General features: G+C 39.1%; 22 protein-coding genes. 17 read left to right on the top strand and 5 right to left on the bottom strand.

The features are described from left to right. Positions 1-11 precede the first annotated feature (11 nt). Positions 12-1604, top strand: coding sequence for a serine hydrolase (locus ESZ39_RS02535; protein ID WP_146878224.1), 1593 nt, complete (start codon positions 12-14; stop codon positions 1602-1604). Positions 1605-1700: 96 nt separating this feature from the next. Here ESZ39_RS02535 and rsmD read toward each other — a convergent pair whose 3' ends face one another. Next, a complete protein-coding gene (rsmD, locus tag ESZ39_RS02530; protein WP_146878223.1) occupies positions 1701-2291 on the bottom strand; it encodes a 16S rRNA (guanine(966)-N(2))-methyltransferase RsmD in 591 nt (196 codons plus the stop codon). Positions 2292-2466: 175 nt separating this feature from the next. Between rsmD and ftsY the strand changes: the two genes are divergently transcribed. The 6 genes from ftsY to ESZ39_RS02500 all read left to right on the top strand — a co-directional run bounded on the left by ftsY (position 2467) and on the right by ESZ39_RS02500 (position 12518). Further along, positions 2467-3753, top strand: coding sequence for a signal recognition particle-docking protein FtsY (gene ftsY / locus ESZ39_RS02525; protein ID WP_146878222.1), 1287 nt, complete (start codon positions 2467-2469; stop codon positions 3751-3753). Positions 3754-3764: 11 nt separating this feature from the next. Then, a complete protein-coding gene (gene ftsE / locus ESZ39_RS02520; RefSeq protein ID WP_146878221.1) occupies positions 3765-4466 on the top strand; it encodes a cell division ATP-binding protein FtsE in 702 nt (233 codons plus the stop codon). Further along, a complete protein-coding gene (gene ftsX / locus ESZ39_RS02515) occupies positions 4456-5430 on the top strand; it encodes a permease-like cell division protein FtsX (RefSeq protein WP_146878220.1) in 975 nt (324 codons plus the stop codon). Before ftsE ends, ftsX begins: the two co-directional genes overlap by 11 nt. 277 nt (positions 5431-5707) lie before the next feature. Continuing rightward, positions 5708-6571, top strand: a complete 864-nt coding sequence (gene rpoH, locus ESZ39_RS02510) for an RNA polymerase sigma factor RpoH (protein ID WP_146878219.1) — start codon at positions 5708-5710, stop codon at positions 6569-6571. A 330-nt stretch (positions 6572-6901) separates the two neighbouring features. Beyond that, positions 6902-9409 carry a TonB-dependent receptor plug domain-containing protein gene (locus ESZ39_RS02505; RefSeq protein WP_146878218.1) on the top strand — a complete coding sequence of 836 codons (2508 nt, stop codon included), beginning with the start codon at positions 6902-6904 and terminating at the stop codon, positions 9407-9409. A gap of 460 nt (positions 9410-9869) precedes the next feature. Next, positions 9870-12518, top strand: coding sequence for an EAL domain-containing protein (locus tag ESZ39_RS02500; RefSeq protein ID WP_146878217.1), 2649 nt, complete (start codon positions 9870-9872; stop codon positions 12516-12518). 23 nt (positions 12519-12541) lie between these two features. On the opposite strand, the gene ESZ39_RS02495 is transcribed toward ESZ39_RS02500, so the two are convergent. Beyond that, entirely contained in the window at positions 12542-13474 is a 933-nt protein-coding gene (locus ESZ39_RS02495) for a hypothetical protein (protein WP_146878216.1), read from the bottom strand. 139 nt (positions 13475-13613) lie between these two features. Here ESZ39_RS02495 and tatA point away from each other — a divergent pair, with 139 nt between their 5' ends. Genes tatA through hemB form a run of 7 tightly spaced genes read left to right on the top strand, consistent with a single transcriptional unit; the run spans position 13614 to position 18762 of the window. Continuing rightward, positions 13614-13862 carry a Sec-independent protein translocase subunit TatA gene (gene tatA, locus ESZ39_RS02490; RefSeq protein WP_146878215.1) on the top strand — a complete coding sequence of 83 codons (249 nt, stop codon included), beginning with the start codon at positions 13614-13616 and terminating at the stop codon, positions 13860-13862. Further along, complete coding sequence (tatB, locus tag ESZ39_RS02485; protein WP_146878214.1) at positions 13862-14230, top strand: Sec-independent protein translocase protein TatB; 369 nt, start codon at positions 13862-13864, stop codon at positions 14228-14230. Before tatA ends, tatB begins: the two co-directional genes overlap by 1 nt. Continuing rightward, on the top strand, positions 14227-14982 hold the full coding sequence (tatC, locus tag ESZ39_RS02480) for a twin-arginine translocase subunit TatC (protein WP_146878213.1): 756 nt from the start codon (positions 14227-14229) through the stop codon (positions 14980-14982). The genes tatB and tatC overlap by 4 nt, the downstream gene beginning before the upstream one ends. Then, positions 14979-15497, top strand: a complete 519-nt coding sequence (locus tag ESZ39_RS02475) for a hypothetical protein (RefSeq protein ID WP_146878212.1) — start codon at positions 14979-14981, stop codon at positions 15495-15497. The genes tatC and ESZ39_RS02475 overlap by 4 nt, the downstream gene beginning before the upstream one ends. A 15-nt stretch (positions 15498-15512) precedes the next feature. Beyond that, positions 15513-16307, top strand: coding sequence for a TatD family hydrolase (locus ESZ39_RS02470; RefSeq protein ID WP_146878211.1), 795 nt, complete (start codon positions 15513-15515; stop codon positions 16305-16307). Beyond that, positions 16300-17736 carry a sensor domain-containing diguanylate cyclase gene (locus tag ESZ39_RS17925; RefSeq protein WP_223270205.1) on the top strand — a complete coding sequence of 479 codons (1437 nt, stop codon included), beginning with the start codon at positions 16300-16302 and terminating at the stop codon, positions 17734-17736. Before ESZ39_RS02470 ends, ESZ39_RS17925 begins: the two co-directional genes overlap by 8 nt. A 9-nt stretch (positions 17737-17745) precedes the next feature. After that, the gene (gene hemB / locus ESZ39_RS02460; RefSeq protein ID WP_146878210.1) at positions 17746-18762 is read left to right on the top strand and encodes a porphobilinogen synthase; all 1017 of its coding nucleotides are present in this window, start codon (positions 17746-17748) and stop codon (positions 18760-18762) included. Between the two features lie 167 nt (positions 18763-18929). On the opposite strand, the gene ESZ39_RS02455 is transcribed toward hemB, so the two are convergent. Together ESZ39_RS02455 and rhlB are read right to left on the bottom strand one after the other, a co-directional pair. Next, a complete protein-coding gene (locus tag ESZ39_RS02455) occupies positions 18930-20468 on the bottom strand; it encodes a guanosine-5'-triphosphate,3'-diphosphate pyrophosphatase (RefSeq protein ID WP_223270204.1) in 1539 nt (512 codons plus the stop codon). Positions 20469-20471: 3 nt separating this feature from the next. Then, entirely contained in the window at positions 20472-21734 is a 1263-nt protein-coding gene (gene rhlB / locus ESZ39_RS02450; RefSeq protein ID WP_146878209.1) for an ATP-dependent RNA helicase RhlB, read from the bottom strand. A gap of 186 nt (positions 21735-21920) precedes the next feature. Here rhlB and trxA point away from each other — a divergent pair, with 186 nt between their 5' ends. The 3 genes from trxA (at position 21921) to fre (ending at position 25113) form a co-directional block, all read left to right on the top strand. After that, on the top strand, positions 21921-22247 hold the full coding sequence (trxA, locus tag ESZ39_RS02445; protein WP_126670492.1) for a thioredoxin TrxA: 327 nt from the start codon (positions 21921-21923) through the stop codon (positions 22245-22247). 187 nt (positions 22248-22434) lie between these two features. Beyond that, positions 22435-23694 (top strand): transcription termination factor Rho, encoded by a 1260-nt coding sequence (rho, locus tag ESZ39_RS02440; protein ID WP_146878208.1) that lies wholly within the window; start codon positions 22435-22437, stop codon positions 23692-23694. Between the two features lie 723 nt (positions 23695-24417). Beyond that, entirely contained in the window at positions 24418-25113 is a 696-nt protein-coding gene (gene fre, locus ESZ39_RS02435) for an NAD(P)H-flavin reductase (RefSeq protein ID WP_146878207.1), read from the top strand. A gap of 804 nt (positions 25114-25917) precedes the next feature. Here fre and ESZ39_RS02430 read toward each other — a convergent pair. Next, complete coding sequence (locus tag ESZ39_RS02430) at positions 25918-26598, bottom strand: DUF2982 domain-containing protein (protein WP_146878206.1); 681 nt, start codon at positions 26596-26598, stop codon at positions 25918-25920. Between the last annotated feature and the right edge of the window lie 384 nt (positions 26599-26982).

Here is a 26982-nt window from a genome sequence, read left to right as displayed (position 1 = left end):
AAGGAAGTTAAATGAAACTCAGTTATAGCAGTTTTACTCTTGGTGTATTAGTCAGTGCGACCCTATATTCAGTTAATGCACAAGCGGTTAATAATGTTGATAAAGTTGAGCGTATTGAACTGTCAATCAATAAAGCCATAACAATATTTCAAGTGCCGGGCATTGCTGTGGCTATTATTAAAGATAACGAAGTCGTGCTAAGTAAAGGCTTTGGGGTGCTTAAGCAGGGCAGTAAAGAAAAAGTGACTGCCGACACCTTATTTGGCATTGCCTCAAATACTAAAGCTATGACCGTGGCTTTGTTAGCAACTTTAGTCGACGAAGGGAAATTAACTTGGCAAACTAAAGTTATTGATATCATTCCAGCGTTTCAACTACCCAATGCTTATATCACGCGAGAATTCACTATTATTGATTTATTGTCGCATAACAGTGGCTTAGGTTTAGGTGCTGGCGATTTAATGATTTGGCCTGAAACCACCCTCACCAACCAAGATGTTATTAAAGGTTTAAAATATTTACCTCAAGTGTCGAGTTTTCGCAGTGAATTTGCTTATAACAACCTAATGTATGTTATTGCTGGTGAGATCATTGCAAAACTCACAGGTAAGCCTTGGCAAGAGGTTATTCAAAAGCGTATTTTTGCTCCATTAGGTATGGAGAATACCCGGGCAACATTTTCTTTAATTCCTAAAAGTAATCAAAATGTTGCCCGCGCCCACGTGCCATTAGATGGCGATTTGCAGGTTGTTGGTGGAAATTTCTTAGAAAGATTTTCATCAGCAGGCTCAGTTGCATCCAGCGCTAATGACATGGCGTTATGGCTTAAAACTCAGCTTAATCGCGGACAATATGGTGTTGCTGATGATAAAGCGTTACGACTTTTTAGTGAATTGCAAAGTCGTGAAATGTGGCAAGCACGCACGCTTTTATCCGTTTCACCACAAGTGAGCGAGCAAGATAAAACCCATTTTAATGCCTACGCGTTAGGCTGGTTCGTCAAAGATTATCACGGTGTAAAGGTGGTACGACATACGGGGGGCATTTTAGGTATGGTGTCAAAAGTAGTGATGGTACCAGAAGAAAACTTAGCCATGGTGATTTTAACCAATCAACAATCCAGCTTTGCCTTTAATGCCTTATCTCAACAAATATTGACTGAATATCTTGAGCTACCTAAAAAAGATTGGCTTGCACATTACGCTCGATTGCAGAAAAAAAATAATGCCGACAAAAAAGCACATTTAGCAGAAGTAGCTGCAGCCGTTGATAAAAGCTCAACACCTTCTTTACCGTTAGCAAGTTATGCGCAAAGTTATGTTGATGATTGGTATGGTGAAATAGCCATTAGCTTAGAAAATAACCATTTGGTTATGCAGTTTGCTAATACCCCAGCACTGCATGGCTCGTTAGCGCATTACCAGCACAATACTTTTATTGTGCGTTGGCACGATCGAACCTTAGAAGCCGATGCTTACGTAAACTTTAATTTAAACCCCGATGGCAGTATTCATTATGTCACGATGAAGGCGGTGTCTTGGGCGACAGATTTTAGTTTTGATTTTCATGATCTAAAACTACGGCCTAAATCTGCCAGTAAATAGTATGAGTGACGAATAAGAAAACGCTGATGGCGTTTTTTTAGCACAGTTTAATAAACTTAACTCCGGGTAAATAAGGCCAATGCTTATGCGTTGGTCTTACTCTGAACCATTTTGATAGAGTCGATAGATGACTTGACCAGCCACTTTTTCTTTTAAAAGCAACCAATGGCTAGGCATAACTTGTAAGTTATCGTCAGCTTCCATTTCAACATAGATCAAGGCATCTTCAGTTAAGCCTTTTTCGACTAATAACTCAGCGGCTTTTTGCGCCAGGCCTTTTTTAAAAGGTGGATCAATAAACACTAACGAGTAAGCTTGTTGGTTACTGTGCAAAAAGTTTAAGGCATTTTGCTGTATGACTCGAATATTATTTGCTTTGAGTAAAGCTTTGTTATCATTTAATTGCTGGGCCGCTGATTTATTCAATTCGACTAAAATTGCTGAATTAGCACCGCGAGATATGGCTTCAAAACCCAGCCCACCAGAGCCGGCAAAGCAATCTAAGCAATTAGCGTCTTGAATATAAGGCATCAACCAATTAAAAACCGTTTCTTTGACACGATCGGTAGTTGGCCGCAAACCATCGGCCATTAATACGGGTAATTTGCGACCACGATGTTGGCCTGCAATAATACGAATATGGCCTTTTGGGGCGCTTTTTTCTGATTGTTTTTTGACTTTGCTCATAACTTAAACAGCTTTTGTTTTTTGTCGGCAGGTTAGGTGATACTATATCGACAATTTTATCCTTGTTTACCTGCGAATAGCAATAAATCTAATGAATTGTTCAAGTTAGAACATGCCTTAGACAGATGTTTTTAGTAGTAAACCTCTACATCAAATTAATATTGTAAATACATTTATGTCAAAGAAAAAAGGTATGTTCGCCTGGTTAGGTCTGGGTAAAAAACAGCAAGAAGACGCGGCCTCAGTTGTTGAGAATGTTATTGACGAGACTGAGCAAGTAGCGGCTTCTGAAGAGCATTTAATTACTGATGCGATCAGTCATGAAGAAAAAATGACTGAAAATAATCAGCAAACACTGGCAAAAGAGCTTGCAATTGATAATGCCATTATTGAAGACTTACCTGCAGAGCCAGAGCCAGAGCCAGAGCCAGAGCCAGAGCCAGAGCCAGAGCCAGAGCCAGAGCCAGAGCCAGAGCCAGAGCCAGAGCCAGAGCCAGAGCCAGAGCCAGAGCCAGAGCCAGAGCCAGAGCCAAAAATTGGTTTTTTTGCGCGTTTAAAGCAGGGCTTAACTAAAACACGGCAAAATTTGGGTGGTGGGCTTTTTAGTCTATTTAGCGGTAAAAAAATTGACGATGAATTATTCGAAGAACTTGAAACCCATTTACTACTAGCAGATGTGGGTGTTGAAACCACAACAAAAATTATTACGGCGTTAACAGAATCTGCATCGCGTCAACAATTAAAAAATGCTGAAGCTTTATATGATTTGTTAAAAGCTGAGTTGAAAAAAATTATTGAACCGGTTACTCAGCCTTTAGTGATCCCATCATCTAACAGCCCTTATGTTATTTTAATGGTTGGCGTTAATGGGGTGGGTAAAACCACCACTATTGGTAAATTAGCTAAGCAGTTTCAGGCCGAAGGCAAGTCGGTTATGCTGGCAGCCGGTGACACTTTCCGCGCTGCAGCCGTTGAACAATTACAAGTGTGGGGTGATCGAAATGATGTTCCAGTTATTGCTCAACATACCGGTGCTGATAGTGCCTCTGTCATTTTTGATGCGATTAGTGCCGCCAAAGCACGTGGCATTGATGTGTTAATAGCTGACACAGCTGGGCGCTTACAGAATAAAAGTCACTTAATGGAAGAGCTGAAAAAAGTGGTGCGAGTAATGAAAAAGCTCGATGTTAATGCGCCTCATGAGGTGATGTTAACCCTCGATGCCGGTACTGGTCAAAACGCCTTAAGCCAAACTAAACTTTTTAACGAAGCTGTCGGCTTAACCGGATTAGCCCTGACAAAACTTGATGGTACTGCAAAAGGTGGTGTTGTTTTTGCTGTGGCAGATAAGCATGCCATCCCCATTCGCTATCTAGGTGTTGGTGAAGGTATTGATGACTTACGACCATTTAATGGTAACGACTTTATTGACGCATTGTTTACACGTGAAGCACAAGAGTAATAAGACTTGATATGATCCGATTTAATAACGTTAGTAAAACCTACCCAGGAGGATTTTTAGCACTTAAAAAAGTGAGTTTTACTATTGCCCCTGGCGAGATGGCGTTTTTAACGGGTCACTCTGGCGCGGGTAAGAGTACCTTACTTAAACTCATGAGTATGATGGAAAAGCCAACGGTTGGCAGTATTGAAATTAATGGCACTGAATTATCTACCATTAAGTATGCACAAATCCCTTATGTACGCCGCGGTATTGGCATGATTTTCCAGAGCCATAATTTGTTATCAGACCGTACTGTCTTTGATAATGTTGCTCTGCCTTTGATTATTGAAGGCTATAGTCAAAAAGAAACCCGTAAGCGTGTTGAAGCGGCACTTGATAAAGTGCATTTAACCAGTAAATTAAAATGTTTCCCAAATATGCTTTCGGGCGGAGAACAGCAGCGTGTTGGCATTGCCCGGGCGATTGTTAACAAGCCACCGATATTATTAGCCGATGAGCCTACCGGTAATTTAGACCCTAAGTTGTCATTAGATATTATTCGATTATTTGAAGAGTTTAATGATATGGGCGTTAGTGTCTTAATTGCCACGCATGATTTAGGACTTATTGCTCGTATGAGGTATCGTACACTGACTTTAAAGCAAGGTCATATGATCACCGACGGTATTGTTGATGGTTTACAAACAATAAGTGAACGCAATGGCAGCTAACGATACTCGCCACAATAGTCAGCATTTAAACTGGACTGGGCGCATTACTGCTAGGATTTTACGGCATTTACAGCAAGCCATAGGCAGCTTAGGTGACTTATGGCGCACTCCCTTTACGTCGGTAATGACTGTGCTTGTTTTAGGTATTAGTTTAACCTTGCCTGCCACCTTACATTTGTTTGTAAAAAATAGCCAAACGGTGACTGAACAGTGGAATTCTGCCTCAGAAATTACTTTGTTTTTGCAGTTATCAACCTCCGACAAAGTCGCACAAAATCTTGTGCAACGTATTCAGCTTTACCCGGAAGTCGCCAATGTTGTTTATATTTCTGCTGAACAGGCATTAACTGAGTTTAAAGTCAGTTCTGGTTTTGGCCAAGCATTAGAATATTTAGATGAAAACCCATTACCGGCCACATTACTGGTAACGCCTACTAAACGTTTTAGCCAAGCACAAGCAGCGCGTGAGTTATTGCTTAAATTAGAGCAAGAACGCGCTGTTGATCAAGGTAAACTGGATTTGGAATGGCTCACTCGATTACAGGCTATGGCAGCTCTAATAGAAGACGTTGTCATCGGTATCGCCATATTATTGTGTTTATCTGTAGTATTGATTATTGGCAATACCATTCGATTGGCAATACTTAACCAAAAAGATGCCATTGCTGTGATGAAACTAGTTGGCGCAACTGATAGTTTTATTCAGCGGCCATTTTTATATGCGGGCATTTGGTATGGATTACTTGGTGGTTTTGTGGCGAGTATTTGCGTCGCTATTTTAGCTAATTATATTTCTGGTGCTTTACGCCAGTTAACTGATCTTTATCAAAGCCAATTCGTCTTGTCAGGCTTGTCATTTAATGAATTAGTGATATTACAACTAACGGCGATTGCCTTAGGTTTATTAGGCAGTTTCATTTCTGTACGGCAACATATTCGCGCCATTGAGCCAACTGCAGATTAATCTTTACTGTTTTCAGTTGCTCACTTTATTCTGCCATCACCTTGTAATTTATAATTATTTTAATCTTGGTGACAAATTTTAACAAATTATCCATGAAAAAATTGAAAGAGAGTATTGTTTCACTCTGTCTTCTAAGCTAGTGTTAGTTCATTAAAGTTGTGATGATCTTTTATACACACCGACCCTTGTTTTTCATTTATCACTGAAATGAGCGTCTTGAGGTGGTTTGGGTATATATGCTATTATTATCGACTAGTTTAGATAGAGGAGTTATTAAATGAGTGAAGCAATGCAATCAATGGCGTTAACTGTGCCCAAAAGTGGCAGCATTGAGGCATACGTGCAATCAGCATATAGCATTCCGATGCTAACAGCTGAAAAGGAGCGTGAATTAGCAACTCGTTTATATTCTGAAAATGATTTAAAAGCGGCGCAAGAATTAATTATGTCGCACCTGCGTTTTGTTATTCATGTTGCTAAAGGTTACGCCGGCTACGGCTTACCACAAGCTGATTTAATTCAGGAAGGTAACATTGGCCTAATGAAAGCGGTTAAACGTTTCAATCCAGAAGTGGGTGTTCGCCTAGTATCATTCGCGGTGCATTGGATTAAAGCTGAGATTCATGAATTTGTCCTAAAAAATTGGCGCATCGTTAAAGTTGCCACCACTAAGGCACAACGAAAATTATTTTTTAATCTGCGTAAAAATAAAAAGCGTTTAGGCTGGTTTAGTCATGACGAAGTCCATAATGTAGCTGAAGCCTTAGGTGTTACCCCTAAAGATGTTTTGGAAATGGAATCTCGGATGAGTAATCAAGACCAAGCGTTCGAATTATCAACTGACGATGATGACAGTGCTAGCGCGAGTACTTACTCTCCAGCGCAATATTTAGAAGATAAGCAATCCGATCTTGCTACTGAAGTAGAAGACTCGAATTGGGAGCAGCACGCTAATAAAAGGCTAAGTAATGCTTTAGTAGGTCTTGACGAGCGTAGCCAAGATATTATTCGTACTCGTTGGTTACATGACGAAAAGACAACTTTACAAGAGTTAGCGAATAAATATGAAATATCAGCAGAACGCGTTCGACAATTAGAGAAAAATGCCTTAGCAAAATTAAAAGGTGCAATGGCCGCATAACGCTAAAAAATACTTAATTTAAACCGGCTTCTGCCGGTTTTTTTATGTGCAGAATAAAGAGCCTGCTATAACTGTGAGGCGTGATAATAGAAAATATTTATAGTGACAAGATAATTATTATGGTTATAAAACAACCGCTTAAATCTGGGTTAAGCGCAAATATTTAACCTAAAATAACACAATAATAATGAAAGTTACAACTTCCCTACGTTACATTACAACTCTTCAACATTAAATAACAAACCTCACTGAACTTTTGTCGCAAAATTGATTTCGGCGATAAAACGCTATTGTATAAAAAAAGCTAATAATTGAGGTTCGGAGAATTTAATGTATTCAGAAAAATTTTTAAGCCATGCTATCCGCATTGCTTTACTCGTTGGTACAACCAGCTCTTTAGTTGTGGCCGGTCAGGTCAGTGCCGCAGAAGACAAAGTGACTAGTGTTGAACGTATCGAGGTAACGGGTTCACGTATCAACCGTACTGATATTGAAACAGCCAGCCCAATAACGGTAATATCGGCAGATTTTATTACGCAAAGTGGCTACACCTCAGTAGAAGAAATATTATCAGCACAGCCTACCGCCGCAGGCATGAGTTTAGGCGCTACCAGCAATAATGGTTCGGGCGGAACCGCAACAGTAAACTTACGTGGTATGGGTGTTCAACGCACTTTGGTACTATTAAATGGTCGCCGTATGGTGTCATCAGGCACAGGTGCTGATTCAGCGGTTGACTTAAATACTATACCTGTTGCGATGATCAAAAATATTGAAATTCTTAAAGATGGTGCCTCTGCTGTTTATGGCTCTGATGCGATTGCCGGTGTAGTTAATATCATTACTAAAAAAGACTTTGTTGGTACTGAGTTAACTGTTGAAGGTAGCCAAACCGATAAAGGCGATGCTACAAGTAAAGGTATTAGCATTTTACATGGTGTAGAGCTAGCCAATGGTAATTTAGTCTTAGGCTTACAGTACTCTGACCGTGGTGAAATTATTCAATCTGACCGTGATTTTGTTGCACCGGGTCAATCTTCATTTATTCCGACAGGCTCTTTAGCGGGTCTAGTTGCAGATGCATCAGGTGGTTTTAAGTCAAGAGATAGCTCATACGACTATACTGCTGATAGTTATGCACAAACACCCAATGAATTATTAAGCTTCTTTACTGCTTATAATACTGAACTAGACTCAGACACTGAACTCAATGTTGATTTAATGTACACACGCCGTGAATCTAATCAGCAATTAGCACCACAGCCAGCGAACTTAGATTTAGTGACCAATAAGTTGAATTCTATACATATCGACAATATCCAAGATGTTTTTGATGAACTTAATTCAGCTATTGATAACCCTGATGACCAGCATGTTATTGATGAAAAAGTAAATTACCGACGTCGTATGACTGACGCTGGCCCACGTATTTATTCACAAGAAACTGATACCTATCGCGCGTCAATTGGCCTTAAAGGCTATTTAGAAAATGATGCGATGTGGGATATTTCGGCAACATACGGTCGAAATGACTCGAAAGATAGCGTTCAAAATTCGATTCATGCCGGTAATATGCTAACCAGTATCTATCAAGACCAAAGTTCTTGGTTCAGCGGCGAAGCATTTGATAAAAGTGTATTAGTGTCTGAAGGCATTATATACAATGAAGAAAATGAAGGCGGTAATGAGCAATTTACTTTAGCTGCGGGCTATAGTGGTGTAACTGAAAGCGATATTGGCTATGCGGTTGGCTTTGAGACCCGTCATGAAAGTGGTTATTATACTCCTGATGAAGTGACTCAAAAAGGTGAAAGTACCGCAGCACAGCAGTTTGCTACTGACGGTAACTATTCTGTGCAATCAGTTTACGGCGAAGTCTCAGTGCCAGTAACTGATGCATTAACCTTTGAAGCGGCTTCGCGTTACGACCAGTACTCTACCTTTGGTGGTGAGATAACGTGGAAACTTGGTGCTACATACCGAGTTAATGATTCATTTATGGTGCGTTCAGTAGCCGCCACAGGTTTTAGAGCACCCAGTGTCAGTGAATTATACGGTGGTGACAGTGGCTCTTATGACTATTTGAGTGATCCGTGGGGTAATGAGCTAGATGCACAAATTAAAGTCAATTACACCAGTGATGAAGACCTACAGCCTGAAGAAAGCGAGTCATTTACTTTTGGTGTTGTGCTGGAGTTAGCTGAAAATCTTTCTACCACAATAGATTACTGGGCGTTTGATATTTCCAATGCCATTAGTCGTGTTGATGTTCAGCAAGAATTGAATGCCTGCTTTAATGGTACTCAAGCTTCATGTACAGCGGTAAATATTACCGCTGGCGGTGACTTATCTGACTTAGGCGCTCAACTAACTAATATCGGCACGCAAAAAACTTCAGGTGTTGATTGGAATGTCAGCTATAGTCATGACTTGTTTAAAGTCGCCTTTGACACCACTTATTTAATTGAATTTGAACAAGATGATACGGACTACACTGGTACTATTGATGGTAATATTGGTGGTTATGCTGACATTAAGTCTAATTTATCGGTTTCTGGCTATGTCACTGAAGATTTAACCGTACTTTACAGCGCGCAGTTTATTCGTGGCATGGGTGGTGAATATTACGGCGAGCAATTCGCTACCGATAATGTTATCTATCATAACGTTTCTGCCTCATATTACATTAACGACCAATGGGCGGTTAATGGCGGTGTTAAAAACGTTTTTGATACCGAGCCTGAAGCAGTACAAGGCGGTAATGATATGGGTACAGTACCCAGTATTTATGATGTGGTAGGTCGAAATATGTTCATTAGTACATCATATAACTTTTAACTAACTCAATTGAGTTAGTTATCTGGGTTACCTTAAAAAAGCGATGGCATTACCATCGCTTTTTTTATGTTTAGTATCAAGGATATGTCACGATAACATGAAGGTGATAGTGTGTTGTTTTGACGTTTTAGCCAGAACTGAGGTTATATTATTATACCAAGCTCACTAATTATTTGAGCATTTCATCTGATTAAAACAAGCTACTCCGGCGTTATTTATTTAATTATTATCACTGCATGGATGCAGCTTATTAGACCATGCAGGCGCCTATTGTCCTGAGCAACTAGTTATTAAAATAAATGCCTTGTATTTGGCTGCTTCCCCTAAGTATAAAGTAGACCAGATAATTAATGAAACTAGCATTATTAAAGAATAAATGACGCTAAGGTCTCGCTAAGCCTATTTATTTTGTTAGACTAGCCGTACAAAAATAATACTAATCATAAAATGGAACTTTTGAATGGACTTGATGGCGAAGGAAAATACTCATGCGATACGCCAACTTCCTAAGTTAAAATCGCTACTTAAAAAGTATCGAGAGCTTAAAAGCATGCAATCGAGTTTGTTACAACTGTCTGAATTAGCCAGTTCAATAACGGATTTGGATACGTTTTATCAGGGCCTTGAGTCAGTAATTAAAAGCTTACTGGCTACGGACAGTTTCAATATAGCTTTGTTAAACCCCTTTGAGGAATTACAATTAGCCTACTGTCATAATCCTGTAGAAAAGCGTTTACATGAAGATCTTGATTTAGCTAAAGGGCGAAAAAGTCTCACCGGCTTAGTTTTACTGCGCCAAGCACCGATACATTGTTCTGCCAAAGAAAGAATGGCACTGGCCAAAGCGGATAAAATTGTCTTGTATGGCTCAGTATGGGCAGATTGGCTTGGTGTGCCGTTAAAACGCGGTAAACAGATTATTGGGGTTATTTCTCTACAAAGTTACGATAAAAAACGCTGTTTTTCTGAGAAAAACTGCCAAATTTTAGAATTTATTGCTGAACACTTAGTCACAGCGATAGATCGCGTGCGAAGTAGAGAATTATTAGAGTCTAGTATCCACCAACGTACCGTTAACTTAATGCAAACCAATCAACAGTTACAACGTGAAATTGTTGAAAGGCAGTTAGCGGTTAAGACACATCAAGTGCTACTTAATATTTCTGAGTTAACGACAAAATCGCAAGCCATTTCAGGTTTTTATCAAGCTCTACATGGCGAAATAAACAAGCTATTGCCGGCAAAAAATTTTTATATTGCATTATTATCTGAAGATAAAAGCCAATTAGAATTTCCTTATCATTGTGATGAAAAATTAGCACAGCCCACTACGAGAAAGCTCAGCGACAGCCTGTCTGAAATGGCGATAAAAATAGCTAAACCGATACTTTTGCGCGATAGCATAATGTACACATTAGCGGCAGAAGGTGAAGTAACACAATGCGACTTTAGCCCACAATACCCTGAGCATGCCTTGACACGCGCTTGGCTGGCAGCTCCTTTATCCGATCAAGGTGAAATTTTTGGGGTTATTGCCATCCAGCATTATCAAGATAAAAATGCTTATCACAGCAAAGACCTTGAGCTTATGCGTTTTGTTAGCCACCATATCGCCATTGAAATTTTACGACAAAAGGCACAACAACAAGCGATAAAAAGTCATGACGCGCTTGAAGAAATAGTAAATAAACGCACCGAAGAACTTCAAGCAACCAATCTCCATTTACGGATGCAAATCGAAGAACGTCGAAAAGCAGAAGCACGTTTATATCATGAAGCCCATCATGATGCTTTAACTCAACTGCCTAATCGGTCGATGTTTTCAGAGCGTTTAACTTATGCTATTCGGCATTTAAAACGCCATCCTAATTACAGATTTGCCGTTTTATTTATTGATTTAGATCGCTTTAAAATGATCAATGACACCCTAGGACATCATGCTGGCGATCAATTCTTAATCGAAATTTCGCGTCGCTTAGGCGATTGTGTGCGTGACAATGACATTTTAGCTCGGCTAGGTGGTGATGAATTTGTCGTGTTATTAGACTCATTACAAGCACTTGCAGACATTGAAGAGATTGCGTCTCGTATCATTACATCAATTGCACAACCTTTTGAGCTTGAAGGTCACACCTTGTATTCAAATGCCAGTATGGGCATTGCTCAAAGTCGGGTTAGCTATAAAGATGCCAGCGAAATATTACGTGATGCTGATGCCGCAATGTATGAAGCAAAAAGTTTAGGTCGTGGTCGATACGTTTTCTTTGAGGACAGCATGCGGGAAAAAATTATTGCTAGCATGACACTTGAGCAAGAATTAAGACAAGCTATTGAAAGTAAACAGTTTGAGTTGCATTATCAGAAGATTTCAGATCTAACCTCAACTAAAACTATAGGTTTTGAAGTGCTTTTACGTTGGCAACATCCAAGCAAAGGCTTATTAACGCCGAGTGAATTTCTTTTTATGGCAGAAGAAACCGGTATGATTTTGGATATAGAAACTTGGGTAATTGAACAAGTTTGTTTGCAATTAAAACGATGGCAACAGTTCAAAGAACATGAAAACACTTATATTGGTGTCAACCTATCAGGCCGTCACTTAACTCAAGCGAATCAATTAACAAAATTAATGGCTTTAATTAGTGCCAATACGGTTGAACCTGAACGACTGATTCTGGAATTTAATGAATCTGCTTTTGCTCGACATACCGAACTAGCACTTAAAGGCTTACAAAAATTGAAAGAGTTTGGTGTTAAGTTAGCTTTAGATGATTATGGCGCGGGTTTATCATCTTTTAATTTCTTACATAACTACCCGTTTGAATTTATTAAACTCGATCGCAGTTTTATCCATACTTTAAATCACAATGATAAAAACTTATCTTTAATTAAAGCCTTGCATGAGCTGGGGACAAAATTTGGCTATCAACTAGTGGCTGAAGGCATTGAATCTGAAGCCATGTTTAAGAAGTTGCAAACCGTAGGTTGTGAGTTTGGCCAAGGCTATTATATTAACCGGCCAGGAAAAATAGTGGAAGATAATATTGATGTTGATACTGAAAGTTATCTTGATGCTAAAAGTCACACTGTAGCAATTATTCCAGCCTAGTTTAACGCTCGAACTGTTTAACGCTAACCTTTGTGAAAAAAGCCTTCAATGCGCAAGGCAATACCTGGGGTTGTGTTGTAATTTTCTTGTTCGGGAAACTCTACAAAAGGCTCTATTTCAAAAAACAACCAATCACGCACGGCATTAAAGCGATATCGATAACTTAAGGTGTATTTATCAATAACAAAGCCTCTTGCACCGTTGCGTTCACCTTCCGCTTGCAAGCTCAGTACTGATGCCGTGGTGTGATTTATTTGATCTAGTTTATAAAAACCATGCTTCCAGCGAATACCACTAAAGGCCGCAGAGCCTCGAATACTATAATTTAGACGAAAGAGTGATTTTCTACTTAATTGATAATCGTATTCCAGTAATAATTTGGTGCCAAGACCATCATCAAGGTAGTAATACAATGACGGTTCAACTAAGAAACTCTGCTTGGTATTAATAGTTAAGCGACGTTTATGTTTTGCTCTAACAAATATATCACCACCTGAAATACCTAAACGATAATTCATCAACCGGTCATTTTTTTTATCTTGAGTATAGTTAAGCGCTAAAGAAAACTTTTCTTCTTCAGTGTTTGGCTTGGTGTTTACTGACTCTAGCGGTAAATTGTTGAGTTCATCATCTGTTTCGTCAGATAATACGACACTGACTCTATCTTGAAAATGTGGCAATTTAACCCGCAATCGAAAGCGCGGTTTGACTTTACTCCAGTCACGACTTTTTGGTAACCAAGCAAAACTAATTTTTGCGGTTGTTTTTGGACTTTGTTGTTCACCATCATTTGCGATAAAAAAACTATCAAACCAGTGCGCAGATTGATAAACGGAGTCAGAAACCGTTTCATGCAATCCTTGCATCCAGTGATCATCTTTTTGCTCAGCGGGCGCTTTTACTTCTGTGGCAGTATAAGCTTGGGCTGAGTTTGCAAATGCAAAGTAAAATAACACTAGGCAAAAATGCCAATAATACTGATTTTTACAATACATTCTTATCAAAATTTGTTTTACCTCATTATTTATCATATCAGTTGGTGATTTTTTTTCTATAAACTTTATAATGAAATCAATTAAAATATAGGAGTTTTTTATGGGCGGTATAAGTATTTGGCAATTATTAATTATTGCGGTCATTGTCGTATTGTTGTTTGGCACAAAAAAAATACGTAATTTGGGCACCGATTTAGGATCAGCAATTAAAGGTTTTAAAAGCGCGGTCACCGACGATACGGCAAAAAAAGAAGAGGCTAGTGAAGAAGACTTAGCTAGTAGCGACAGTTTAGGTGATAAAACAGCCAAAAAAAGCACCGTGGCTGAAAAAGACAAAGACCAAGTTTAATGTTTGATATAGGCTTTTGGGAACTACTATTAATTGCTATTATTGGCTTGGTGGTACTAGGGCCCGAGCGATTACCTGTAGCCATTCGTTCTGTGCGTAGCTGGATAACTAGCATGCGTAACTTTAGTGAGGGTGTTAAAAGTGAACTTACCGAAGAACTGCGTATTCATGAACTGCATGCTAACTTAAAGAAAGCTGAACAATCTGACATGAAAGATTTATCACCAGAAGTTGCAGCGTCAGTGAAGTCACTACAAGAAGCAGCAGCAATGGTCAACAACCCTTATCAAACAGCTGAAAAAACAACAGATTCGTCCGAAAAAGTTGAACAGCTTGATGATAATAAAAATGAAAAGCAGGGTAAATGAGTTCAGCAGTTAAACAGAATCACACATTATTTGATCACTTATTAGAGCTCAGAACACGATTATTGCATGCAGTGTTAGGTGTGTTAGTTGTTTTCTGTTGCTTGATTTACTTTGCTCAAGATATTTACCAATATGTCGCACAACCGCTTCTGGCTGTTATGCCAGAGGGGACGCAAATGATTGCGACCGATGTAGCATCACCCTTCTTTACGCCATTTAAACTCACCATTGTCTTATCAATATTTATTGCTATGCCATACATTTTATATCAACTGTGGTCGTTTATTGCGCCTGGTTTATATAAGAATGAAAAACGTTTAATGGCGCCTTTAATGCTTGGTAGTACTTTATTGTTTTATGGTGGTATTGCGTTTGCTTACTATGTAGTATTTCCAGTTGCTTTCGCATTCTTTTCTTCGGTAGCACCCGATGGCGTTACTATTGCAACAGATATTAGTAGCTACTTAGATTTTGTTTTAAAGCTATTTTTTGCTTTTGGCGCGGCATTTGAAATCCCCATTGCCATTATATTACTGTGTTGGACTGGGGTAACTACTCCAGCCAGTTTGCGCACTAAACGCCCTTATATTGTGGTTGGTGCATTTGTTGTTGGTATGTTGTTAACACCACCAGATATTATTTCTCAAACCATGCTGGCATTACCCATGCTATTGTTATTTGAGCTAGGTATTATTATCGCCTCTATTTATTATCGAACAGAGGACGAAACAGAATCAAAGGAAGAACAATGATGAACAATAATTCTCTTGTAACGCTCGCTATGTTGGCTTTGTTGTCACTGACGACAAAAGCAGCAACACTTGATGGCAATTTAGCCCAATGTGTAAAAATTCAAGACAGTTTAGCGCGTTTGGTTTGTTTTGATGACTTAGCTGAGCAGGCCATGCTACCGGTCAATGTGGTTGCTAAGCTGGAGAAAAATGTGCCAGAGGCTAAAGTGAAAACTGTCATGGCTCCTACGTCGACAAAAGCAGCAGATTTTGGTGCAAAACATTTAAAAAAATCCCAAGTAGTTGAAGAAGATCTACAGATTGTTTTTACTGTTGAGCAGTTAAGTGAAGATCAATACGGCAAATTATTTTTCACTTTTGAAAATGGTCAACAATGGAAACAAACAGATAATGAGTATCTTAAAGTTAAGGTGGGCGAGAGTGTCTTACTTAAAAAAGGCTTTATGAGTGCGGTTTATCTAAAGAAAAACATGCCAGATTCCAACAGAAAAATTCGCGTTAAACGCCTGAAATAAAAAGCTTATAATACCTTGATTGATATTGGCGTTAACTTAACCAATACACGGTTTGACAAAGACCTTGCTGCTGTTATTGCGCGTGCTAAAGCAAAAAACATTAATGCCTTGCTTGTTACCGGCACTAATGTTTTGGCAAGTAAGCAAGCCATTGAGCTTTGTCAGCACTATCCAGACTACCTATATTGTACTGCCGGTATTCACCCGCATGATGCCGATCATGTTGAGAAAAATTTCTCGCAACAATTAGCCGATTTAGCCAAAAATAACTGTGTTAAAGCTATTGGTGAGTGTGGGCTAGACTTTAATCGTAATTTCTCGAGTGCCATCAATCAGAAAGTTGTTTTTACTCAGCAGGTGGCATTGGCAGAGCAACTGCAATTGCCGTTATTTCTACATCAGCGCGATGCCTTTGAGCCTTGGTTTGAAATTTTAAAACCTTATATTACTCGTATTCCCGCGATGGTTTCTCACTGCTTTACTGGCAATCAAAAAGAATTACAACAGTGTCTAGATGCTGATATGTACATTGGCATTACGGGTTGGCTTTGTGACGAGCGCCGTGGTCAACTGCTACGTGATATTGTGCCTTTTATTCCACTAGAGCGATTGATGATCGAAACTGATGCACCTTATTTGACGCCAAGAAACATACGGCCAAAACCTAAAAGTAGCCGCAATGAACCAAGCTACTTACCTTATGTTGTCACCGTATTAGCCGAATTAATGGGTTATAGCGAACAGGAAATTATCAAACAAACGACCCTCAATAGTGCAAGAGTTTTTAATTTAAGTACTCATAATGCGTAATTTATACATCGCTCTTATGATTTTTTTTATTGCTTGGTTAATATTTTCCGTGGTGAATGCTCAAGGTGTGCTTTTGCTTGCAAAGCCAAGTTTGTTATTACAGTTACCTGTACAGCATATATTTATTGGTAGCGGTTTGATTCTGTCTTTGCTTTGTTTTACTTGGGCCAGCGCCATGCGTAGTTACAGTATGGTAATTTTAGCGTTATTTTTTGCCGTAAAGGCGCTGAGTATTTTGGTTGCTGGTGGCATTTCATTTTTTGGCTTATTTACTCACAATATTTATCTACTCAATACTGAACTCCTATTTTTCGCCAACTTATCTAACATGCTATTTTTCAGCTTTACGATTAAATTGTTTTCCCTAAAAAAAAGGGGTGAAAATAGCTATCAATTGCTATTAGGTTTAGCCATTGTTATGACGGTTATGGTGCCCCTAAGTTATGTGTTTGGCGATAGAGCAGCTACTTGGTTATTAACGCAAATACCGATTAGTATTAGTTTGCTTGCACTACTCTATGTCGCTAGTACTGTGAGAGAGGAAAAAAGGCGTCTAACCAAAATATATTCACTGATTTTAGTCGTGCAGCTAAGCTTTAATATGATGGCTTATTTACTCTACTACTGGCGTTTTTCTGCTCAAGTGATTCATGGTCTCGATATGGTGGCTTTTTGGTTTATGGCGATTATGGTGAACTATTTGATGGGGCGTAAATATTATTGTCATATCCGAGATGAGAAGTTAGCTAAACAGCAAGTGTTAGCCAGTGCTAAAGCTTCTGATCTTGTGCAGAAAAATTTATTAGCTTTACAAGATGAAAGCCAAGAGCAATCAGAAAACCGAGTACAAGAAAGAACTTTAGAGTTGAATATTGCCCTGCAAGAGTTAGAAGCGGTCAATCAAGTGTTAAAAGAGAAAAATACCCTTGATGAATTATCAGGGCTTTATAATCGTCGCTACTATGATGAAAAAATAATGGCAGAATTTAGGCGTAGCCGCCGTAACTTAACGCCACTTAGCCTAATTCTGGTCGATATCGATCATTTCAAAAACGTCAACGATAGTTATGGCCATTTAACTGGTGATAAGTGCATTGTTGAAGTGGCTAGTATGATTAACGCTTTATTGCGCCGTGGTACTGATGTGGGTTGTCGTTACGGTGGTGAGGAATTTTGTTTGATCCTACCTGAAACAGATGAAAAAGGGGCTTTAGCTTTGGCACAAAAAATTTGTCAAAGTGTAAGTCAGCAATACATTCTTAATAATGAAAGCGTTATTGATTTAACCGTCAGCTGTGGTGTGACCACGTATCAGCAAGAGCAAGATGTGACCCCTGAAATTATTTTTGACAGGGCAGACAAAGCCCTCTATAAAGCTAAGCAAGCTGGTCGAGATCAAGTACAAGTAAGTAAAATTAAATTATTATAGGAAATGACTATGAACAACGTCTTTGGCCAATATCCCGCCCGTCGTATGCGTCGTATGCGCTCTGATGATTTTTCACGACGTTTAATGTCAGAACATCAACTCAGTGTCAATGATCTGATTTACCCTGTTTTTGTCTTGGAAGGTGAAAATCAGTGTGAAGCTATTGCTTCTATGCCGGGGGTTGAACGTAAAAGTATCGATCTGTTATTAGAAGAATGTCAGGAACTGGTGGATTTAGGCATACCTGCGATTGCCATTTTTCCAGTTACCCCGGCTGATAAAAAGTCACTGTTGGCTGAAGAAGCTTATAACATTGATGGTTTGGCCCAGCGTGCCGTACGAGCAGTGAAGGCAAATTTCCCAAGCTTAGGTGTGATCACTGATGTTGCCTTAGATCCATTCACCACTCATGGTCAAGATGGCATTATCGATGATAACGGTTATGTCCTTAATGATGTAACTAAGGATATTTTAGTCAAACAAGCCCTGTCTCATGCACAAGCGGGCGCTGATGTTGTTGCTCCTTCAGATATGATGGATGGCCGTATTGGCGCGATTCGTCAAGAACTAGAGCAGCACCGTTTTGCCAATACTAAGATCTTGGCTTATTCTGCCAAATTCGCCTCTAGCTACTATGGCCCATTTCGTGATGCTGTTGGCTCTGCAGGTAATATCAAAGGCGGTAATAAATTCTCTTATCAAATGGATCCCGCCAATAGTAATGAAGCCTTGCATGAAGTCGCGCAAGATATTCACGAAGGTGCAGATATGGTGATGGTTAAGCCAGGTATGCCCTACCTAGATATAGTGCGCCGGGTAAAAGATAATTTTCAAGTGCCGACTTATGCTTATCAAGTCAGTGGTGAATATGCCATGCATATGGCCGCAATTCAAAATGGCTGGTTAGCGGAAAAACCTTGCGTAATGGAAGGCCTGTTGGCGTTTAAACGAGCTGGAGCAGACGGTGTTCTCACCTACTTTGCTAAGCGAGTAGCGCGTTGGTTAAAAGAAGAACAGAACAAGTAATCAACTTGGTATAAATAGCAGCTGAATACATCAAGGTGTGGTGAATTTACTGTTAGTCAATGGCCGTGCTATATAGCGCGGCTTTTTTATGCTCAGGAGCAAGCAGCGCTTGTTGTTCCAGAGGCTAATAAATATAGTAGTTAACGGTGCGAGTTTGGTGATGTCTTTCAGTCGGGGGTGATTAAGCCGCTTAATTCATTTTCATAGTCAATGTGCAAGCGATAACCTAGGCGGGCAATATGGTCGTTTTCTTGCTTTAATTCATCACGAATCAGCGCGTGTTGCATCAGCCAAGTTTTTGGTAAGGACAGGTGTAAAGCCTTATCGTTTAGTCGTATGTGGTAATTAGGTAATTTATCGTCTTTGCGGCGACGGCAAAGCTTTACTGCTAAGCGAAGAATAATAAGCAACTTTGTTGCATTTTCAGGGTCTATCGCTGATTGTTGTTCAATAAGTGTTTGGTTGATATCACCCTTATAAAGTGTGACTAAACTCACCAATAATTGTCGATCCGATTGACTAAAACCAGCTAAATCTGCATGACTAAGAATATAGGCACTGTGCTGTTGATGATATTTGTATTCAAGCAATAAACCTATTTCATGCAAATCCCCGCTAGCCAATAATAGATCTAATGCATTACCGTCAGGTAAATTCCAGACATTTTTTAATTGGGTAAATAGCGTGCGAATTTGCCGCTTAACACTATCGGCATGTTGTTGATCAATATGAAAGCGTTGGCTTAATGCTTGGATCGTGCGTTGGCGAATGTTAGTGGTGTGACTATTAGGTAACATTTCATATAGTAAGCCTTCACGTAAGGCACCGCTAGAGAGGGTTAACGCTTGGATAGAAAATTGTTGAAATAAAGCTATTAAAATAGCTAGCCCGCTGGCAATAACCGGACTTCGCTCTGTTGATAAGCCGGGTAAATTAATATCCTTGATATGATCAAAGGTTTGCAATTGTCTTTGGACGTGATAAAGAAAGTCCAATGAAAGCACACTGGGCTTATGTTGATAAATCAACATTTCGGCTAATGCTTGCATAGTACCTGAGCCACCCAGTACGCATTGCCAACCGATAGCACAAAAATCTGCTTTTACTGTCGCGATTGTTAGTTCAGCGGCTGATATTGCCTGGGCGAAGTTTTCAGCTGTCAGCGTACCATTAGGAAAATATTGTTGATTATAAGTGACGCAACCCAAGTTAAGGCTATGGGCTTGTTTAACGGTAAAACCTTGGCCAACAATAATCTCTGTGCTGGCACCACCAATGTCTAAAACTAAGCGCTTATCAGCGCTATAACTGGTATGAGCTACGCCAAGGTATATATGCTTAGCTTCAGCAATGCCGCTTAACAAGGTGACCTTATGGCCCAAAACTCGCTCAGCTTTGGCAATAAAATCAGCACGATTATGCGCTAATCTTAAGGTGGCTGTGGCAACAATTCGAATATTTTCTTTGGGGATATCTTGCAAGCGCTCAGCAAAAAAACTTAAACATTCTAAGCCTTTTGCCATAGCTTGCTCAGACAATATGTATGCTGCACTCAAGCCAGCAGCAAGGCGCACTTTACGCTTTACTTTATCAACAACTTGCACACTATCGGCAAGTTGTCGAGTAAGCAACATATGGAAGCTATTAGAGCCTAAATCAACCACGGCATACAGAGGTGATAAAGTCTCCATTGAAGTGGTCGTCATTAACTAGCTGTTCCTTTGAGGCCTAGTTGTACTGCGGCTGCGATTTTGGCCGCCATTGTGAGGCTTATGACGACGTGGGCGTGGTTTAGGTCTTGGTAAATCGGTCAATAGCGCATCATGATTATACTTACTCACGGGTAAGGAATGATCAATATAGCTTTCAATTGCTGGTAAATTAAAGACATACTGCTCACACGCTAAACTAATGGCATGGCCAGTAGCGCCAGCACGGCCTGTACGGCCAATACGATGAACATAATCTTCACAGTCATCAGGTAGGTCATAATTAAATACATGGGTAACGGCTTCAATATGTAAACCACGTGCCGCGACATCGGTAGCCACTAACACATCGAGCTGCCCAGCAGTAAATTGCTCTAAAATTTTCAGACGTTTCTTTTGAATAACATCACCGGTAAGCATGCCAACACGGATATTATCAGCTTCAAGGTGAGCATATATTTTTTCACAAACATGTTTAGTATTGGCAAAAATAATTGCTTTATCTGGCCAATCTTCTTCAATCAATGTTTGTAGTAAAGACATTTTATCTTCATTAGAAGGATAGAATAGCTCTTCTGAAATACGAACGTTGGTTTTCTGGTCGGGTTCTACTTCAACACTGTCAGGGTCGTTCATGTGCTCAAAGGCTAATTCTTTCACCCGAAAAGACAAGGTAGCCGAAAATAGCATACTTAAACGCTCAGTCGCTGCTGGCATCTTGCCAAACATATAACGAATATCTTTAATAAAGCCTAAATCGAACATACGATCAGCTTCATCAAGTACTACAACTTCGATGTTACTAAGGTTATAAATACCTTGTTTTAAGTAATCAAGTAAGCGACCACAAGTGCCGATTAAAATATCTACACCCTGTTCAAGTTCTTGGCGTTGACTTTCGTAACCTTCACCACCATATACAATACCAAGGCGTAACCCGGTACTTTTTGCCATTTCAATGGCATCGCGATGAATTTGGATAGCAAGCTCACGTGTTGGCGCCATAATTAAAGCACGCGGTTGATTGTGGCTAACATTTTTTTTCTGTAACAAATGATGAAATGTTGCAGCTAAAAAGGCAATAGTTTTACCTTCGCCAGTTTGCGCTTGACCGGCAATATCTTTGCCCGTCGTGAGGATAGGAAGAGACTTTGCTTGAATTGCAGTACAATATTCAAAGCCCATTGATTCGAGGCCGCTAACAACGGTAGGCTCGAGCTTAAGTTCGGAGAACTTTATTTCTGTTAAGTGTGTTTTTTTCATACCGCTAGCTTAACAGGTTACGCTATTAATAAAAATTAGATTCACATAAAAGCCTTAATAAATTGATAGCATTAGTTGATTTTGTAATAAAATGTCGATAACTGTTATATATCAATGTTGGTAATTAATGGTGATGAAGGTATAATCTTAACCAATTGGCGATAGGCCACCTTAATGGAGATATAAATGAGCGATAAAATTGTTCAGTTAACTGATGATAGTTTTGACACTGATGTAATCAATGCATCTGGTTTGGTCCTAGTTGATTTTTGGGCTGAATGGTGTGGACCATGTAAAATGATCGCACCATTGTTAAACGATGTTGCTGAAGAATATGCTGGTAAATTAACTATCGGTAAATTAAACATTGATCAAAATTCTAACACTCCACCTAAATATGGCATCCGTGGTATTCCTACGCTCTTGCTATTTAAAGATGGCGTTGTCGCTGACACCAAAGTTGGTGCTTTATCGAAAACTCAATTAAAAGAGTTTATTGATAAGAATTTATAAAAAAAGGCCCGAATGATCGGGCCTTTTTGTTATTTAGCTTAAGATCAATTAAGTGATCCTTTACTGGTTTGCTTTTTAATGCTAAATTTACATTTCGAACAAAAGAACATTTCAATACCATACTCAAACATCCTAAATCGCCAAACGGCGCAGCATAACAACCTAAATAGTCTAAGAACCCACCACTATGAATCTTAACGAACTTAAAGAAAAGTCGATCAGCGAACTAGTTCAGCTCGCAGAATCAATGAAATTGGAGCATTTGGCTCGTAACCGCAAGCAAGATATTATTTTTGCCATTTTAAAAGCCCATGCTAAAAGTGGTGAAGATATTTTTGGTAGCGGTGTTTTAGAAATTCTACAAGACGGCTTTGGCTTTTTGCGGTCAGCAGATTCTTCTTATTTAGCCGGTCCTGATGATATTTATGTATCACCGAGCCAAATACGCCGATTTAGCATGCGTACCGGTGATACTATTAACGGTAAAATTCGCCCACCGAAAGACGGTGAACGGTATTTTGCGTTACTGAAAGTTAATGAAGTTAACTTTGATCGTCCTGAAAATTCTCGTAATAAGATTCTTTTTGAAAATCTGACACCTATTCATCCAACCGACCGCATGACCATGGAACGCGGTAACGGTTCGACTGAAGATATTACTGCACGTGTGTTAGATTTAGCTTCACCGATTGGTAAAGGACAACGTGGCTTAATCGTAGCACCGCCAAAAGCCGGTAAAACGTTATTGCTACAAAACATTGCCCAAAGTATTGCCCATAATCATCCAGATGCTGAATTAATGGTATTACTTATTGATGAGCGTCCAGAAGAAGTAACGGAAATGCAGCGTTTAGTTAAAGGTGAAGTTATTGCTTCTACGTTTGACGAACCGGCAAACCGTCATGTTCAAGTAGCAGAAATGGTAATTGAAAAAGCAAAGCGCTTAGTTGAACATAAAAAAGATGTGGTTATTTTATTAGATTCAATTACCCGACTTGCACGTGCTTACAATACGGTTATTCCATCATCAGGCAAAATATTAACCGGTGGTGTTGATGCTAATGCTTTACATCGTCCAAAGCGATTTTTCGGTGCAGCGCGTAATATTGAAGAAGGTGGAAGTTTAACCATTATAGCGACAGCCCTTGTTGATACAGGCTCTAAAATGGATGAAGTTATCTACGAAGAGTTTAAAGGCACAGGTAATATGGAACTACACTTATCACGCAAAATTGCTGAAAAACGTGTTTTCCCAGCCATTCACTTTAACCGCAGTGGTACACGTCGTGAAGAGCTATTAACCAAGCCTGATGAGTTACAAAAAATGTGGATATTGCGTAAAATTGTCCATGAAATGGGTGAAATTGATGCAATGGAATTCATGATCGATAAACTGGCGATGACAAAAACTAACAATGAGTTTTTTGATTCAATGAAGCGTCAGTAATACTGAGAAAAACATTACTTAAAAATGCCAGCATTCGCTGGCATTTTTGTGTCAGCAATAAAATGACTTTTGATGACCTTTTGATGGCATTTTTATGGAAATTGAAATAAATAATTGCTCATTCTAAATTAGCCTAAGCAGCTAATATCGGTGTTATTTTCAATAATACCAATTTGATTAATTAAGTGATCACCTTTTTCATGAGGAAAAATGGATAAATACAAGGCATAAAATTTAGTCAGTAGTTATTCAGCTTATAAATTTTATAACGCTGTCGTTATTCATTTTAACCATTAAAAATGAGCAGGTAATTAATCAACTTGGTATAACTACCGATATAGCTAGCAACGGTGATGTCAGCATCAATCGAGCGCCTGACATTATTTTTCCTGTGCATAACAAGATCGCAAGCTTATCGAGTGGGTATAAAGCAGCTTTAGTATTGCAATGACTATTAAAGTCAAAAAAATAATTTACACGATATTGTTATCAATTAGGGATTTTATCTTTCAACCGTTATAATACTGACAAATTTTTGGTCTAATTCTAATCTGTAACGTAATGACTTAAGAGATTTCATCAATGAATGAGAGAAATTATCAAAACTGAAAGCTATTAGTCAGGCCATTTAATAAGAGCATTTAGTTAGTTTAATTGTTATAACTCATACACTAATAATACTGTAGCAAAACATCAAGCAGGCAGTAATAAGGTACAAAATAAATGAAAATGATTACATGTCAGGTAGCGTCGTTAACCCCATTAACAGAGCATGTTTATAAAGCGCTTTTAAAGCCGAGTCAGCCTGTTAATTTTTCTGCCGGACAATATTTAAATTTTGTGATGAGTGACGATGATAAGCGGCCCTTTTCAATTGCTAGTGCCCCAGGTGCACAGTTAATTGAATTACAAATTGGTGCTTTTGGCTCAGATAGCTATCCGATGCAAGTGATTGAGCACATTAAAGCCAACACAGAGGTGACTATTGAAATACCACTGGGTAATGCGCAGTTACGCGAAGAGAGTCAACGTCCGCTATTGCTTATTGCTGGTGGTACCGGTTTTTCTTACATTAAATCTATATTTGAATATTTAGCATTGCAAGACTCTCAACGTGAAGTCATGGTTTATTGGGGCTTACGTGATCCGAGTGCGTGTTACGAATTAGCACAAACAGCTACCACGATTAACAAGTTAGCTAATGGTAAATTTATTCCCGTAATTGAAGCGCCGAATGATGAGTGGCAAGGTCGTACGGGTATGGTACATAAAGTAGTGATGGCAGAAGTTAACAACTTAGCCGATTATGACATTTACTTAGCTGGCCGTTTTGAAATGGTCGCTGCCGTGCGTGAAGACTTTGTTAAGCAAGGTGCATTAATTGACCATATGTATGGCGATGCCTTTGCTTTTATTTAGACCCATTGGATTAAGTTATTGTCCACTTGTGCTAGTTAAAATAATCTAAGGCTGTAGTGCTCATATGGCTGTGAGTGCTTCAGTGGCACCGATGTCACTGATAAGCCGATTAGCGTTTGACGTTACGCTTACTGTTGTCTCACGAGAATAAATGCCTGTTACGTGAGTAAGTGCTTCAGCGTTATTTTTAATCTTAACTTCATATTAAAACTCAAATACTGTTGTCGACGGCTCTGGTAGGGTAATTATGTCAAGTGCGGTATTTCCAGGATTGAGCACTTCAAAAGTCACCAGATAAAAAACCTTAAATTCAGCCATGTTCAGTCTTGCGGTATTTTTTAGCCGTTTAAATGTGACACTTAGCCCAGCTCTTGTTTTTAAAGGGGCAAGTCAATCAACTAGGGCATGCATGTCAACATGTCTATCGTCAAGGATAAACTGATCAGTTTGAAATACCATAGAGTCCCAATCAGTTGGAGCTGAAACAATGATGATGTTTAATACCAAGTTGATTAATTATCTGCTCATTTTTAATGGTTAAAATAAAAACTACGGTGTCATAAAATTTATAAGTAGAATAACTACTTATACCAATCCCATTAATTTATTGCTCACTTGTACTCGTTAAAATAGCTCAAGGCTGTGTTGCTCTCACTCCCAATAGCCAGTTATTGCTCAATCGAGCGCCTTACCTTGAATTATTTTTCCTGCGCACAACAAGATCACAAACTTAATGGCACTGGTATTACTAAATTTTATGTCTTGTATTTCTTCAATACCTAGGGACAGCATTACAGTTAAAGATTAATAATAGGCTTCTTTTGCATTAGCTAAGTAAGTGTTTGCCAAAAATACAAAGTCGTCAATTGTGCTATTTAAATTGTTTGCAGCAATAAATAGGTGTGCGCCAAGTGCATAATGCAATACCTCACTTTGATGTAAAAAAGCGGCTAATGGCCCTTTAATGACACTGCCATCTTTCAAAATGTAAGGTTCAAAATTTATGATACCTTGTTCAAAGGTAAGTAATTGGTGCCGAATACAATAGTGGATAAGAGGTTTTTGTTCGTGGATCATCCGGTTGGCTAAACGCAGAGATATATTGTTTGCTATGCTATCTATCGAAGTTAGTTTGATGCCAACGTAATTTAATTCTTCACGGGTGATGCCAACCGTATTAGTCACACAATGTATATTGCGGATCTGTTGCCAATTAAGTTGCCAACGACCATGGCGATGATGAAAAACTAATGTCTCAGGTGCCACAATTAAACTGTAGGGTGGTTCAGCTAATTTTAGTAAACCGATAAATATCGTCACTAAGCAAGCGAGCACCATAAACATTAAAGGAAAGCGTGCTTGTTGCCAATAATAGCTGCATAGCCAAGCCATGATCAGTAAAGCTATAAAACCGGTTAAGGTAATAAACAAACCATGATGGCGGGCAACTGCTTTAATTTTCGTTATGTTATTATTTTTTTTCATAGGCTTTTAAATGGTCATTAATCTTATTTAAAATTTGTGCATGATATTTTGATTAGTATATACTCTGCGCGTTTTAGCTGTGAAGCAATAATTTTGTAGTAATACCAATGCCATTAAGTTATTGCTCACTTGTACTAGTTAAAATAGCTCAAGGCTGTGTTGCTCTCACTCCCAATAGCCAGCTATTGCTCAATCGAGCGCCTTACCTTAAGTTATTTTTCCTGCGCACAACAAGATCACAAACTTAATGGAACTGGTATAATACCAATCCCATTAAGTTATTGCTCACTTGTACTAGTTAAAATAGCTCAAGGCTGTGTTGCTCTCAATCCCAATAGCCAGCTATTGCTCAATCGAGCGCCTTACCTTGAGTTATTTTTCCTG

Source organism: Colwellia sp. C1TZA3, from assembly GCF_007954265.1.
Classification (GTDB): Bacteria; Pseudomonadota; Gammaproteobacteria; order Enterobacterales; family Alteromonadaceae; genus Cognaticolwellia.
Note: the sequence above shows the minus strand (reverse complement) of the source record. Positions and strands in the feature narration are given on the sequence as shown.